The 14,716-nt window shown below is 59.6% G+C and carries 14 protein-coding genes; 11 read left to right on the top strand and 3 right to left on the bottom strand.

Features of this window, described 5'->3' with window-relative positions:
• Positions 1–218: 218 nt before the first annotated feature.
• On the bottom strand, positions 219–860 hold the full coding sequence (gene yihA, locus AC1Q6I_RS29295; protein WP_024072629.1) for a ribosome biogenesis GTP-binding protein YihA/YsxC: 642 nt from the start codon (positions 858–860) through the stop codon (positions 219–221).
• 192 nt (positions 861–1,052) lie between these two features.
• Between yihA and AC1Q6I_RS29300 the strand changes: the two genes are divergently transcribed.
• The 6 genes from AC1Q6I_RS29300 (at position 1,053) to AC1Q6I_RS29325 (ending at position 6,655) form a co-directional block, all read left to right on the top strand.
• Positions 1,053–1,352 (top strand): c-type cytochrome, encoded by a 300-nt coding sequence (locus AC1Q6I_RS29300; RefSeq protein WP_024072630.1) that lies wholly within the window; start codon positions 1,053–1,055, stop codon positions 1,350–1,352.
• Positions 1,353–1,389: 37 nt separating this feature from the next.
• Positions 1,390–1,995, top strand: a complete 606-nt coding sequence (locus tag AC1Q6I_RS29305; protein ID WP_024072631.1) for a c-type cytochrome — start codon at positions 1,390–1,392, stop codon at positions 1,993–1,995.
• 168 nt (positions 1,996–2,163) lie between these two features.
• Positions 2,164–2,799, top strand: coding sequence for a thiol:disulfide interchange protein DsbA (dsbA, locus tag AC1Q6I_RS29310; RefSeq protein WP_024072632.1), 636 nt, complete (start codon positions 2,164–2,166; stop codon positions 2,797–2,799).
• A 10-nt stretch (positions 2,800–2,809) separates the two neighbouring features.
• Positions 2,810–3,688: an endonuclease/exonuclease/phosphatase family protein gene (locus AC1Q6I_RS29315; RefSeq protein ID WP_024072633.1), complete on the top strand. Its 879-nt coding sequence runs from the start codon at positions 2,810–2,812 to the stop codon at positions 3,686–3,688.
• Positions 3,685–5,790, top strand: a complete 2,106-nt coding sequence (locus AC1Q6I_RS29320) for a GGDEF domain-containing protein (RefSeq protein ID WP_102624632.1) — start codon at positions 3,685–3,687, stop codon at positions 5,788–5,790. Before AC1Q6I_RS29315 ends, AC1Q6I_RS29320 begins: the two co-directional genes overlap by 4 nt.
• Positions 5,791–5,878: 88 nt before the next feature.
• Entirely contained in the window at positions 5,879–6,655 is a 777-nt protein-coding gene (locus AC1Q6I_RS29325) for an N-acetylmuramoyl-L-alanine amidase (RefSeq protein WP_024072635.1), read from the top strand.
• A 106-nt stretch (positions 6,656–6,761) separates the two neighbouring features.
• Here AC1Q6I_RS29325 and AC1Q6I_RS29330 read toward each other — a convergent pair whose 3' ends face one another.
• Together AC1Q6I_RS29330 and algB are read right to left on the bottom strand one after the other, a co-directional pair.
• Positions 6,762–8,549, bottom strand: a complete 1,788-nt coding sequence (locus AC1Q6I_RS29330; RefSeq protein WP_024072636.1) for an ATP-binding protein — start codon at positions 8,547–8,549, stop codon at positions 6,762–6,764.
• A gap of 10 nt (positions 8,550–8,559) precedes the next feature.
• Complete coding sequence (gene algB / locus AC1Q6I_RS29335) at positions 8,560–9,906, bottom strand: sigma-54-dependent response regulator transcription factor AlgB (RefSeq protein WP_024072637.1); 1,347 nt, start codon at positions 9,904–9,906, stop codon at positions 8,560–8,562.
• 392 nt (positions 9,907–10,298) lie between these two features.
• Here algB and AC1Q6I_RS29340 point away from each other — a divergent pair, with 392 nt between their 5' ends.
• The 5 genes from AC1Q6I_RS29340 to AC1Q6I_RS29360 all read left to right on the top strand — a co-directional run bounded on the left by AC1Q6I_RS29340 (position 10,299) and on the right by AC1Q6I_RS29360 (position 14,681).
• Positions 10,299–10,583, top strand: a complete 285-nt coding sequence (locus tag AC1Q6I_RS29340) for a hypothetical protein (protein WP_024072638.1) — start codon at positions 10,299–10,301, stop codon at positions 10,581–10,583.
• A gap of 78 nt (positions 10,584–10,661) precedes the next feature.
• A complete protein-coding gene (locus AC1Q6I_RS29345) occupies positions 10,662–10,826 on the top strand; it encodes a DUF1328 domain-containing protein (RefSeq protein WP_003170804.1) in 165 nt (54 codons plus the stop codon).
• Between the two features lie 2 nt (positions 10,827–10,828).
• Positions 10,829–11,296 (top strand): inhibitor of vertebrate lysozyme family protein, encoded by a 468-nt coding sequence (locus tag AC1Q6I_RS29350; protein ID WP_102624633.1) that lies wholly within the window; start codon positions 10,829–10,831, stop codon positions 11,294–11,296.
• 728 nt (positions 11,297–12,024) lie between these two features.
• Positions 12,025–13,356, top strand: coding sequence for a glutamate/aspartate:proton symporter GltP (gene gltP / locus AC1Q6I_RS29355; RefSeq protein ID WP_024072640.1), 1,332 nt, complete (start codon positions 12,025–12,027; stop codon positions 13,354–13,356).
• A gap of 95 nt (positions 13,357–13,451) precedes the next feature.
• Complete coding sequence (locus AC1Q6I_RS29360; protein ID WP_024072641.1) at positions 13,452–14,681, top strand: nucleoside recognition domain-containing protein; 1,230 nt, start codon at positions 13,452–13,454, stop codon at positions 14,679–14,681.
• The last annotated feature ends 35 nt before the right edge of the window (positions 14,682–14,716 follow it).

Here is a 14,716-nt window from a genome sequence, read left to right on the forward strand (position 1 = left end):
AAGTGATGTCAGTTATTGCCAATAGTTTTTTGGGCGGGCAGGAACTTAACTCATGAAATGCGACTCAGAGTTACTGAATGGGTGGTGAAGCCCTTCAATGCTCCTATGTTGTGTTAAGTGTTGGCAGATATCTGGACCCCGCCCTAGCGGTCCGGAACTTGAACCCCGAACTTCCCCTCCCCATACGAAGTCCGGGGTTTTTTTTGCCCGTCGAAAAGTTACTCGGCGATTTCCGCGCCCTTGTCTGCCAATTCCATCCAACTGGCCAGCACGGTGTAGGCGTCCTCCAGGCCCATGCGCTTTGGCGCTGAGAACAACTGGATGGTGATCGCGTCACCCCACCCTTTACGGATTTCGGCCTGCACTTTGAGCAGCGTGTTCTTGGCGGCGCCGTAGGTCAGCTTGTCGGCCTTGGTCAGCAGGATATGCATTGGCATGCCGCTGGCGACTGCCCAATCGAGCATCAGCAGGTCGAAGTCGGTCATTGGATGACGGATGTCCATCATCAGGATCAAGCCCTTCAAACTCTCCCGGCCGCCCAGGTAAGCCTCCAGGTGACGCTGCCAGTGCAGCTTCAACGGGATAGGGACTTTTGCGTAACCGTAGCCGGGAAGGTCGACCAGACGCCGATCATCGTCTAGCTTGAAGAAGTTGAGCAACTGCGTGCGGCCCGGGGTTTTCGAGGTACGCGCCAGGCTGGCGTGGGTCAGGGTGTTCAGCGCGCTGGATTTACCAGCGTTGGAGCGACCGGCAAAGGCGACTTCAAAGCCTTCGTCATCGGGGCATTGGTCAACTTTGGCGGCGCTGAGCATGAACGTGGACTGTTGGCACAGGCCGAGGATGGGATTCTTGAGTTGCATGAGATTTCCGATGTGGGCGGTGCCGAAAAAGGGTGCGGCAAGCGGTGTCGTTTCCGTTTCAGTAGCGCCAGTATATAATGCCGCAGATTTTGTGTGTGCTTTGTCCCAGCGAAGGATGAAGTTCACGGGAGCGATAGACCTTTATTGCGCATTAGAACGCAAAACGCTCTCAAACCCTGAAAAGGTCGATGTATGACCAGATGGTTGCTTGCTATCGGTGTCCTGGTTCCGCTTTACGGCGCTCAGGCTACACAGGATCCGGAAGCGGTGTACAACCGAGTTTGCGTGGCTTGCCATGCCGGCCAACTGCCGAACGCCCCGAAGCGGGGTGACCAGGCAGCATGGGCGCCCAGGCGGGCGCAGGGCATGGACACGCTGGTGCGACACGTGACCCAGGGTTTCAAGGCAATGCCGCCGCGTGGTTTGTGCATGGACTGCAGTCCCGAGGATTACCAGGCCATTATTGAAATGATGGTGAGTAAACCCGGTTAGATAACTCTTAAACCCTTAGCCGTAGTTGGATTAGCTGATGAACAAACTGATCGTGAGTCTGCTGTTGACCTTGGGCATCACCGGTGTTGCCCATGCTGCAGGCGACGCTGCTGCGGGTCAGGCGAAAGCCGCCGTGTGTGGTGCTTGCCATGGACCGGATGGTAATAGCCCGGCGCCGAACTTCCCCAAACTGGCCGGCCAGGGGGAGCGTTACCTGACCAAGCAGATGCACGACATCAAGGACGGCAAGCGCACGGTCCTGGAAATGACCGGCTTGCTGACCAACCTCAGTGACCAGGACCTGGCCGATATCGCCGCCTATTTTTCCAGCCAGAAAGGCAGTGTGGGAGCTGCCGATCCCAAGCAGGTGGCCCGCGGCCAAGACCTGTTCCGCGGTGGCAACCTTGAAAAAGGCATGCCTTCGTGCATCGGTTGCCACTCGCCTAATGGCGCAGGCCTTGCAGCGGCAGGCTTCCCTCACTTGAGCGGCCAGCATGCGCAGTATGTCGCCAAGCAGCTGACTGACTTCCGTGAAGGCAATCGTACCAACGACGGTGATACCAAGATCATGCAGAGCATTGCTGCCAAGCTCAGCAACAAGGATATCGAAGCGGTTTCCCAGTACATCCAGGGCCTGCACTGATCCGGGCAGTACGTTAACGCTCGATTAATCCCGCGATGCAAGCATAAAAAGGGTGGCTTAGGCCGCCCTTTTTTGTGGCCGGTGCCGTTACACTAACGAACTCATGCCCGCGTAGACCTGTCACAACAAAGGTCGCGTGAGGCGACTTTATTTGTCTAGGAGTAAAGCATGCGTAATCTGATCCTCAGCGCCGCTCTCGTCACTGCCAGCCTCTTCGGCATGACCGCACAAGCTGCCGACGTGCCGCTTGAAGCCGGTAAGACCTACGTTGAATTGGCTAACCCTGTACCTGTATCGGTACCCGGTAAAATCGAAGTGGTGGAGCTGTTCTGGTATGGGTGCCCGCATTGCTACGCCTTTGAACCGACCATCAACCCATGGGTTGAGAAATTGCCTTCCGACGTGAACTTCAAACGTATTCCGGCCATGTTCGGCGGCCCTTGGGATGCACACGGCCAACTGTTCCTGACCCTGGAAGCCATGGGTGTGGAGCACAAGGTTCACAACGCCGTCTTCGACGCGATCCAGAAACAAGGCAAACGCCTGACCAAGCCTGATGAAATGGCTGACTTCGTCGCAACCCAGGGTGTAGACAAGGACAAGTTCCTGGCCACTTTCAATTCCTTCGCCATTCAGGGCCAGATCAAGCAGGCCAAGGAACTCGCGCAGAAGTATGGCGTGCAGGGCGTTCCAACCATGATCGTCAACGGCAAATACCGTTTCGACCTGGGCACTACCGGTGGTCCTGAAGCGACCCTCAATGTTGCCGACCAACTGATCGCCAAAGAGCGCGCAGCCAAGTAAGGGGCCTGTCATGCGCCGCTGGGGTACCGAACGCGTTGTTGGCCTGCATGACGCGCGGGTCAATGAGGATCACCTGGAATCCACGGGCTTGCCGGCAGATAGCCGGTTGCGCCTGCTCAGCTTCAATATCCAGGTCGGTATCAGCACCGAAAAATACCGGCATTACCTGACCCGTGGCTGGCAGCATCTGCTGCCTCACAATGGGCGGGCCGGTAACCTGCAAAAGATCGGCAACCTGCTCAACGACTTTGACCTGGTCGCCTTGCAGGAGGCCGACGGCGGCAGCATACGCTCGGGCTACATCAACCAGGTCGAGCACCTGGCTCAGCTCGGTGCCTTCCCCTACTGGTATCAGCAACTCAATCGCAACCTCGGGCGTCTGGCGCAGCACAGTAATGGTGTGCTGAGCCGCCTTAAACCGACCGCCATCGAAGATCACCCACTGCCGGGCCCCAAGGGCCGGGGAGCGATTCTCGTGCGTTTCGGTGAAGGGCCGGAGGCCTTGGTGGTGGTGATGATGCACCTGGCGCTCGGGGGGCGTACGCGCAACCTGCAACTGGCCTACGTGCGCGAGTTGATTGGCAACTACAAGCATCAAGTGCTGATGGGTGACATGAACACCCATGCCAATGACCTGCTGCAGAATTCCCCGTTGCGGGACCTCGGGCTACTGGCGCCGCAAGTCGAAGCCACGTTTCCCAGCTGGCGTCCGCAGCGTTGTCTTGACCATATCCTGCTCAGCCCGACCCTCACACTCGAAAGTGTGCAGGTGCTGGCGCAGCCTATCTCCGATCACCTGCCGGTCGCGGTAGAGATTCGTCTGCCGGGTTCGCTCACGGTTGATGCATTGCCCGCGTTGAGCCCCGGCCCTCGCGGACCCCTTGCATGAGCGACGACGCCCAGCGCTGGAAAGAAAAATACCTGTTAAGCATCGAGCAACAAGAAAAGCTCGAACGTCGCTGGGCCTCTCGCCTCGACCTGCTGCGCCGAGGGTTGGTACGCAGCACGCTGGCTGCTGAGGGCACCGACCGCGCGGTCGATCAATGCATGAAGGAAATGCGCGATGTCGTGCGCACGGATGATATGGACGCCGCCCTTGCTGCCTTGTTGCCACGACTGGAAAAAGCCGTGCTGGATTCAGAGCAGCGCCGCGAAACGCGTGTCGACCAGATGGGTGCTGCGCTGACGGCCCTGGTGACGCAGTTGCAAAAACTGCCGCTGCCCCGTGAAGTCGCGCGCCCGCTGAAAACCTTCGCTAAGCAGTTGGATGGCCGTGTCGGCCAGGCGCGCGAGATTCCGCTGTTGCTCAGTGAGTTGAGCGCCCTGCAAGGGCAAGCGTTGAATAATCTGGAGCCGGAGGGTGAAGCCACGCGCTCCGGGCCGGGCCTGCTGCAGCGCCTGTTTGGCACTCGGGAGGCCAGCACTGAGGCGCCAGTGGGCGAACCAGCGCCGCCGCCGTCCGCGCCGCCGCCTGTTGCTACCCAGGTCGCAGCCGAACCAGCACCCCAAGCGCCTGCACAATCCGAAGAGTTGGCCCAAGCTTTGCGGGCCTTTGCGCCAGCCCCGGCAGCCCCTGAGCCTCAACCTCAGCTTGCGCCTGCTGCGCCTGCCGTGTCAGTCGCGCCCGTCAAGGCTGTACCGGTCGCAGAGGGTGCCGGTGCCGCGAAAGTCGCCAGCGAAACCTTCGTATTCGAGGCTCCGGCCCAGGCCATTCCTGTCGCGCAGCCGATCGAGGCAGCTGAGACCGATGTCTCTGAACCGGCGATCCAGGAGCCAGCACCCGAAAGCGCACTCGCTGCCTTTATCGAAGCGCCCGAGGTGCTGGTCGATGCGCCAGACGAGACCACTATCGGCAGCCTGTCCCTGCCGCCCGTCCTGGAGAGTGCCGATCCTGACGAGCTGCAATCGGATGGCGTCTACGCTCTGCCCGATTCGCCTGAGCCGTCCTACAGCTCCGTGGCCAAGCACATCGAAGACACATTGCTCGGTCTGCTGGAAGACCTGTCCCTCCCCGAACGCCATCGGCCCCAGGCCGAAGCCATGCGCGAACGCCTGGCCCATGGGCTGAACTGGTACGAATTGCTGCCGATTCTCGATGACCTGGCCGTGCTGATGCTGGCGGTCACCGACAGCGGCCAGCATGAGTTCGAGGCTTACCTCAAGCAATTGAACGAGCGGCTCGAAGCGTTCCAGGGGCATTTGCAGGTGGCCAGCGACGGCCATGCCGACAGCCGCTCAGCAGCCCGTGAGCTGGACACACAGATTCGCGAGCAGGTCGACGGCCTGCAAAGCAGCGTGCAGGAAGCGGCTGACCTGGACAGTCTCAAGAAGGTGCTCGAAAGCCACCTTGAAGGCTTGCTCGGCACCATGGATGAACACCAGCAGCAGCGCGACCAGCGTGAGCAGGAATTGTCCACGCGGCTCAAGGGGCTGGCGGAGCGCGTCGCCAATATGGAACAGGAGGCCCAGGGCTATCGCGAGCACCTGGAGGTGCAACGCCAGAAGGCCCTGATCGACCCGCTCACCGGCCTGCCCAATCGTGCGGCCTGGAGCGAGCGCCTGGACCATGAGGTGAACATCTGGCATCAGCGTGGCAACAGCCTGTCGCTGGCGATGCTGGATCTCGACCACTTCAAGCGCATCAACGACGGCTATGGTCACCTGGCGGGTGACAAAGTGTTGAAGATCATCGCCAACGTATTGCGCAAGCGCCTGCGTCCGGGCGACTTCATCGCGCGTTTTGGCGGTGAGGAGTTTGTCTTGCTGATGCCGGACTCATCCCTGGCGGATGCCTTGGCGGTGGGTGGCATGCTGCGCGCTGCCATCGAGGCCTGTCCGTTTCACTTCAAGGGCGAGCCGGTGACAATCACGGTGTCGATGGGGGTGGCGCAGTTCCAGCCTGGCGAACGCAGTGAGCTGGCACTCAAGCGCGCCGACGAGGCGTTATACCGCGCTAAGGCGGCAGGGCGTAACCAGGTGCAGGCGGCCTGAAAGATGTTCCATTTTGTAATTTGACCGCCAGGCAAGAAGCCGTACGTTACACTGTTGCATTATTGTCTTCAGCGTACTGTCTTCCGCCATGAAATCCCTGTGCTTCGCCTTTGTGTTTCTCCTGCTCGCCGGCTGCGCCAGTGGCCCGCGTCTGGATACCAGCCACCCTTCCGTGAACCACGACAACCGTGTGCAATTCGTTGTCGTGCATTACACCTCCACCAACCTTGAGCGCTCCCTGGCCTTGCTCACGCATGGCCAGGTCAGCAGCCATTATCTGATCGGCGATGACGCCTCTGCCACCATCTATAAGCTGGTGGACGAAAGCCAGCGCGCCTGGCATGCAGGGGAAAGCGAGTGGATGGGCCGAACCTGGCTGAACTCCAGCTCCATCGGCATCGAAATCGTCAACCCGGGGTATCGCGACACGCCGACGGGGCGCGTGTGGTACCCGTATTCCGAAGCCCAGGTGAAATCCCTGGTGGTGTTGCTCAAGGACATCAGCAAACGCAATGGCATCGACCCCAGGAATATCATTGGGCATAGCGACATCGCGCCGCTGCGCAAGCTGGATCCGGGTCCGTTGTTCCCGTGGAAGCGCTTGGCTGACGAGGGCTTGGGGATCTGGCCCGATGCGCAGGCCGTCGCCCGCTTCCAGTTGCAGTACACCACCGATCTGCCGAGCATCACCTGGTTCCAGGAAGAGTTGGCCCGCCTGGGCTACCAGACGCCGCAGACCGGCGAGCTGGATGTCGCCACGCGCCACGTGATCGCGGCATTCCAGATGCACTTCCGGCCGTCGTTGTTCGATGGCACACCGGATGCGGAAAGCGCCGCGATCCTGCGCGCCCTGAATCGCCGTTGAATCTGCGAACAAGCGTGCTTGTGGCGCCCCCGCAAGCCCGTGACGGCTACACACAGCGGGACGGCGCGACCCTTCGACAGCACTCGCGCCACTGCGAGCCAGGAGCCTACAAGGGCAGTGCCATGTAGAACTGCGTGCCCTGCCCCGGCCGCGAGTACACGCCCATGCGACCGCCGTGCAGCTGCACAATTTCCTTGCACAGCGCCAAGCCGAGGCCGGCGCCGCCTTTCTTGCGGCCCACCTGGACGAAGGGTTCGAAGATACGGCCTTGCTGGCCATAGGCGATACCTTCGCCATTGTCCTCGACGCTGATAATCACCCGTTCGCCATGTCGCCGGGCCTGCAAGCGAATCTGCCCGCCTTCGGCGGTATGGCGAAGGGCGTTGCCTAACAGGTTATCGAGCACGCGCTCCAGCTGAGCCTGGTCGGCATACAACCTCGGCAAGTCGGCTTGGGCTTCAACCAGCAATTCGATATGTTGCGCATTCGCCGGTTCAGCGAAGCGGGCACGCGCATGCTCCAGCAAGTCAGTGACATCGCACGGGCCCAGGGTGAGTTTTTGCAGACCGTTCTGATAGCGCGAGAAGTTGAGCAGGTCATTGATCAACTGCATCAGGCGCTGCATTTCTTCATTGACCGTATCCAGCAGGTCCGCTTCCCGCGAGTCTTCAGGAAACTTCGCGCGCTCGCGAAACAGACCAAATGCCATGTGCATACCGGTCACTGGCGTACGCAGTTCATGAGAGGCGCGTAGCACGAATTCGCTGCGTACCCGTTCAAAGGCGCGCTGCTCGGTCACGTCATGCAGCACCATCACGGCGCCGAGGATGTGGCCTTGGGTATGGCTGACCGGCGTCAGGCTGTAGGTCAGCAGGCGCAATTCACCTTCGACCTCCACTTCCAGGTCCTCGGGCGCCCGCTCCAGGTTGCCGCCGCGCAGCACCAACTGAAGCTGTTCATCCATTTCAGGGCGCCCCAGCGCTTCGCTCAAGCCTTGGCCAAGACGCTCCTCGTCCCAACCCAACTGGCGCTGTGCGACGGGGTTGAGGTGTTCCAGACGGCCCTGGCGGTCAATCATCAATAGCCCGTCATCGATGCTGTCGAGCACTGCTTGCAAGCGCTGCTGGCCGGCCAATAGCTCGTCGACATTGGTTGCCTGATGTTGGCGCAATGCCTCGGCCATGATGCCGAAGCGGCGGGTCAGTTGGTTCATCTCCGCGGCCGACGAGATGGGCAGCGTTACTTCGAAATCGCCCTGCCCGATCTTGTCCGCCGCCTTGGCCAACGCTTCGATCGGCCCGCCAAAGCGCCGTGCGATGCCATGGGCGGTGACGAAACCGATGATCAACACCGCCAGGCCGACCAGCCCCAGCAGGCCTGCGATCAACAACGCACGGCCACGGGATTTGTGCTCGCTGGTGTTGATATTCTCCAAGGCGCGCTTGTGCTCGGCGAGCAGGCCATTGCGCAACGCATTGAAGGTTTCGGTGAGCTTTTCGTTTTTATTGTTGGCAAGCGAGATTTGTTGGGAATCCTCGAAAGCCTTCAGGAAGTTCTGATAGTCAATTCGCGCCTGGCTGAACCCGCTGGCGAGGCCATCTTGTTCCTCATGGGCGATGCCTTGGTCCAGCAGCTCGAAATAGTGCTGCTTGGAGGTTTGCAGGGCCGCCAGGTCCGGATGCTCACTGAGCATCAGGATCAACTGGTCCCCCAGGGTCTGGCGCAACTTCAGGCCCAGGTCCAGGGTGATGAAGTTGCTGCGGATCAGCGACTCCTGGCTCTTGGCCATTTGCATCACACTGACCAGGCCCAGGATCAACCCCAGCAAGGCGACGGTAATCAGCGCGGAGATACTCAAGAACAATCGAGTGCGCAGTGTCATCGCTAGCTTCATAAGGTACCGCTCACAGGTTGTACTGTTTGCGTTTGCGGTACAGGGTCGATGCGTCGATGCCTAGGGTTCGGGCCGCCTGGTCCAGGGTATCGCTGGTGGCCAGTACCGCGCCGATGTGAGCTTTTTCCAGTTCATCCAAGCTCAACGCCGCGCCAATCCGCGGCGCATTGTTGGTCGGTTGCTCGGCCATGCCGAGATGGCTGATTTCGACTTTTTCCTGAGGGCAGATAATGCTGGCGCGTTCCACCACGTTGCGCAGTTCGCGGATATTGCCCGGCCAGCGATAGTTCAGCAGGGCCTCGCGGGCCTCGTCGCTGAAGCCGCGTGCCGGACGGGCATACTCCTTGACGAAGCGCGCCAGGAAGCGGTCGGCCAGGGTCAGGATGTCTTCACTGCGTTCGCGCAGCGGCGGCAGGTGCAGGGTGATGACATTGAGGCGGTACAGCAAGTCTTCGCGGAAGCGACCGTCGCGCACCATGTCTTCCAGGTTCAGGTTGGTAGCCGCGAGGATGCGCACATCGGCGCGCCGGGTTACCGGGTCACCCACGCGCTCGTATTCCTTGTCCTGGATGAATCGCAGTAATTTGGGCTGTAAAGTGAGGGGAAAGTCGCCGATTTCGTCAAGAAACAACGTGCCGCCGTCCGCCTGGTTGACACGCCCCAGGGTACTCTCGCTGGCGCCGGTGAAGGCTCCGCGGCTGTGCCCGAACAATTCGCTCTCCATCAGTTCCGCCGTCAGAGAGGGGCAGTTGATGGTGACGCAGGACTTCTTCGAACGTTTGCTCCAGCCGTGAATAGCACGAGCGAGCTCGCCTTTACCCGTGCCGGACTCGCCGAGGATCAGGATATTGGCATCAGTCCCGGCCACCTGGCGTGCGGTTTCCAGCACCACCATCATCGCCGGGCTATGGGAGTCGAGGCCGTCCTTCGATTGGCGGACTGCGCCCTCAAGGGCTTCCAGGCGCGCGGAGAGCTGGCGCACTTCCAACTGCTTGGCGGTGGCCAGGCGCAACTGGTCCGGGCTGCAGGGCTTGACCAGGTAGTCGGCAGCACCGGCCTGGATGGCATCCACGGCCGTATCGACCGCCGAATGCGCGGTCACAATCACCACGCGCATCCAGGGGGCTTGAATTCGCATTTGGGCCAATACATCCAGGCCGTTGTCTTCGCCCAGGCGCAGGTCCAGGAAGCACAGGTCGAACACCTGGCGCTGCATCAGGGTATCGGCTTGGGCGGCGCTGTTGGCGGTGGCCACGGTGTAGCCTTCATCTTCCAGGCAATAACGGAAGGTGCGGAGGATCGCGGATTCGTCATCCACTAAAAGAATACGGCCTTGAAGTTCCTTGGCTGATTCCATCTGTCCCGCGCTCCTTAAACTATGAATGATGGTGTTTAGTCCCGTAATAATCGGGCAAGTTGCATGGTTTATTCTGATCGATAAAAGGCAAGGTCGTGCAGGTATCTGCATGTCTTCCTACAAGGCCTACCTGATGGCGTTTTCATGCCGTCTTGCCACTTCGGCAACGCAGTTTCTGTTTTCGATCCATCGATCCGACCGTTGGCTATCGTGCATTTCGCACGGCCCACACGGAGGCATCGTGCAGGATGCTGGGCCTTATCCCTAGGTAAAATATTTAACTCATTGTTTTTATTGAGTTTTATTTTGTAAAAAAGCTGGCATGCGCTCTGCAATACCTCTCCCAAGAGCGTCATGAACGAATAATCAGAATAATGCGGGAGAAATGCAGCATGACTCGCCAAAGCCTCAGCCACTTGCATGTATCGCCACTGCGCTTGCAACAAGGTCTGTTTGCCAGCCTGGCCCTGATGGTCACGTTGATTGGCGGCCAGCAACTGCAGCATTGGCAGCACGGTCAGCAGCAAACCCCGCATTTCGAACGTCCAGTGATGACGCAGACCCATTTCCGTTCCGTTGGCAGCGTTTCTGCCGATGCAACAGCCCCGCAGCTGCGGATGGTTGACCAGGATTCATCCCTGAGTGAACTGCCATCCCAGGAGCGCTGGGTGTTCTAGGCAACAAAAGGCCGCTCGAGTCGAGCGGCTGTACGGCACTACCGCTGTTACCCCTATAGAAGCGTAAGGAGAATCACCATGTTGAGTTGGGCAATCACATTTCTGATCATCGCCATTGTGGCTGCAGTCCTGGGCTTCGGTGGTATCGCGGGCACCGCAACGGGTATCGCCAAGATCCTGTTTGTCGTTTTCCTGGTGATGTTCATCGCTTCGTTCTTCTTTGGTCGTCGCGGCCGAGGCTGAATATGACCACTTTGTCTCTCAAAGCCATAGCTGCCGTCCTGCTCCTGGGCGGCAGCGGCCTGGCAATGGCCGCCAACGACGGTCAGACCCGGGCCAGCGAATTGCTCAGCACGGACCCGCAATACCGTGAAACCTGGCAAAGCGTGGTGAAGAAAGAAGAACGCCTGCCGGAATGGGTGATGAACCTGTCCGGTGCGGCGGAGCAAATGAATGCTGTCGAGGAGGATGGCGACAAGTACTTGGTCGGGCCGCTCTGTGAAACCGCGGACACGTGCCGGAATAAGCGCTTGATCGTTGCCTTCAGCTTCGACAAGGAAGATGCCTACGCCATGTTGGTGGAAGTCCCCGCCGGTTTGCCGGCAGATAAATCCCCGACACGGCACGCCGATTACCGTTTTATCGGTAAGCCGGATGAGGGCATGAAAAAGCTGCTGATGGAACAGCTGAAGAAAGATCCGAATTGGTACTAGGTTCCGTCTGACGCGTCTGGCGTCTACGGGGCTGGCGTCCATAGAAAGAAGCCCCTCGCTTCTTTCTGTTTGCATCGCCCGCCAGGGGTGATGCATGACCAGGGGGCCGGGTTGTTCTGATCAATCGAGATCGGCGTGACCTACGGGTACAGGGAGTACCTGCGCAAGGGCCGGGTCAGGCGAAAAGCTGCGGCGCAAGTTCACAAGTCCTCAAGCTTGCTGAACTTGCGACGGGCTTATTAAGCCCCCCTCGCCTCCCATACCGTCCATAGCCGAGAAACTTCTTTTTGCGCTCCCTCAACCATTACTTGGTGTGTCGGTGGAGACCATCCATCGAGAAAGTTTTGTCTGCGCTATAGGCCATTTCTGACATGACCCCTCTGAATTCCCAGGCATTTTTGCCGTAGACCACAACTCGCCCTGAATCTCTGTGCGAGCCTGAATCGGCCAGTTCACGGCATATTCACCTGGCAATCTGTCGCATTTGAACTGACCGTTCGGACAGTTATTATTCAAAAAAGTCATGCCGATTCGGCATGGGGTAGGCGTTTACGGCATTAGACGTCGCCCCCTTGCATGGGAATAGTTGCGCCTTTTTTCGCCTGCCAGTAAGCCATTTCGGCCACGCTGCGGTGACCTTCCATGGAGGCAGATGCACTCACTTTTTCGCTTCCGAGCGTTCCAGATGGCGCATGTGCCTTAAGTCCACTTGAAGTAAGGGTAATGACATGAAGAAGGCAAAGCTAAGCCTCGCCTGGCAGATCCTCATCGGTTTGGTACTGGGGATCGCAATCGGTGCAGTGCTCAACCATTTCAGTGCTGAAAAGGCCTGGTGGATCAGCAATGTGTTGCAGCCGGCAGGCGATATCTTTATCCGCCTGATCAAGATGATCGTGATCCCGATTGTGATTTCCTCGCTGATCGTCGGCATTGCCGGGGTGGGTGACGCGAAAAAACTCGGTCGCATCGGCGTCAAAACCATTCTTTACTTCGAGATCGTCACCACCATCGCCATTGTGGTCGGCTTGCTCCTGGCCAACCTGTTCCACCCTGGTGCCGGCATCGATATGAGTACCCTGGGTACCGTCGATATCTCCAAGTACACCGCCACTGCCGCCGAAGTGCAGCATGAGCATGCGTTCATCCAGACCATCCTCAACCTGATCCCTTCGAACATCTTCGCCGCCGTGGCCCGTGGCGAAATGCTGCCGATCATCTTCTTCTCCGTGCTGTTCGGCCTGGGCCTGTCGAGCCTCAAGCCGGAACTGCGCGAGCCGCTGGTGACAATGTTCCAGGGCGTGTCCGAGAGCATGTTCAAAGTCACCCACATGATCATGAAGTACGCCCCTATCGGCGTCTTTGCGCTGATCGCGGTGACCGTCGCCAACTTCGGCTTCGCATCGTTGCTGCCGCTGGCCAAGTTGGTGATCCTGGTTTACGTCGCCATTCTGTTCTTCGCCTTTGTGATCCTGGGCCTGATCGCTCGCCTGTTTGGCTTCTCGGTGATCAAGCTGATGCGCATCTTCAAGGATGAACTGGTGCTGGCCTATTCCACCGCCAGCTCCGAAACCGTGCTGCCACGGGTGATCGAGAAGATGGAGGCCTACGGCGCGCCAAAGGCTATCTGCAGCTTCGTGGTACCGACCGGTTACTCGTTCAACCTTGACGGATCGACCCTGTACCAGAGCATCGCGGCGATCTTTATTGCCCAGCTGTACGGCATCGACCTGTCGATCGGCCAGCAGTTGATGCTGGTACTGACCCTGATGGTCACCTCCAAAGGCATCGCCGGTGTACCGGGCGTGTCCTTCGTGGTGCTGCTGGCCACCCTGGGCAGTGTGGGCATTCCGCTGGAAGGCCTGGCGTTCATTGCCGGTGTCGACCGCATCATGGACATGGCGCGTACCGCACTCAACGTCATAGGCAACGCGTTGGCGGTATTGGTGATCTCCCGTTGGGAAGGCATGTACGACGACGCCAAGGGCGAGCGCTACTGGAACTCCCTGCCGCACTGGCGCAGCAAGCAAGCGCTGCCGGTCGGTGAGGCCAGCCGCGGCTGAAACCCGCGTGAACGAAACAAACCCCGGGAAATCCGGGGTTTGTCGTTTCTGCCAGCCCCGCTATCATTCGCCCCATCTTTCGGGGGATTCAACTGATGCTCAATGGCCTGTGGCTTGGCTTCTTTGTCGTGGCAATGGTGTCGGCACTGGCGCAATGGCTGATCGGCGGTAACGCCGGTATTTTTGCGGCGATGGTGGAAAGTATTTTCGCCATGGCCAAGTTGTCGGTGGAAGTGATGGTGCTGCTGTTCGGCACCCTGACGTTGTGGCTGGGCTTCCTGCGGATTGCCGAAAAAGCCGGGATTGTCGACTGGCTGGCCAAGGCCCTTGGCCCGCTGTTTCGCCGCCTGATGCCGGAAGTGCCCGCCGGCCACCCTGCCATCGGTTTGATCACGCTCAACTTCGCCGCCAACGGCCTGGGCCTGGACAACGCCGCGACGCCCATTGGCCTGAAAGCCATGAAGGCGTTGCAGGAACTCAACCCTATCCCCAACACCGCGAGTAACGCGCAGATCCTGTTTCTGGTGCTGAACGCATCATCGTTGACGTTGTTACCGGTGACCATCTTCATGTACCGCGCCCAGCAAGGCGCTGCCGACCCCACGCTGGTATTCCTGCCGATTCTGCTGGCCACCAGTGCGTCGACGCTGGTGGGCTTGTTGTCGGTCGCGATCATGCAGCGCCTGCGGCTGTGGGACCCGGTGGTGTTGGCGTACCTGATTCCTGGTGCGCTGGTGCTGGGTGGTTTCATGGCGTTGCTGGCGACCTTGTCAGCCACCGCATTGGCCGGCCTGTCCTCTATCCTCGGCAACCTGACGCTGTTCGGCCTGATCATGCTGTTCGTGGTGATCGGTGCGTTGCGCAAGGTGAAGGTGTACGAGGCGTTTGTCGAAGGGGCCAAGGAGGGCTTCGATGTTGCCAAGAACCTGCTGCCGTATCTGGTGGCCATGCTTTGCGCGGTGGGCGTGTTGCGCGCCTCCGGTGCACTGGACTTCGGCCTTGAAGGCATTCGCCACGTGGTGGCCTGGACCGGTATGGACACGCGCTTTGTCGATGCCCTGCCGACCGCGATGGTCAAGCCATTCTCCGGCAGCGCGGCCCGGGCGATGTTGATTGAGACCATGCAGACGCAGGGGGTGGACAGTTTCCCGGCGTTGGTGGCGGCGACGATTCAGGGCAGTACGGAAACCACCTTTTATGTGTTGGCGGTGTACTTCGGTTCGGTGGGCATCCAGCGGGCGCGGCATGCCGTAGGGTGTGCGTTGCTGGCTGAGTTTGCTGGCGTAGTGGCGGCGATTGCGGTGTGCTACTGGTTCTTCGGTTAAGGCTGGATGCTATCGGGAGCAAGCCCCTCCCACAT

This window comes from Pseudomonas sp. MPR-R2A5 (genome assembly GCF_058793055.1).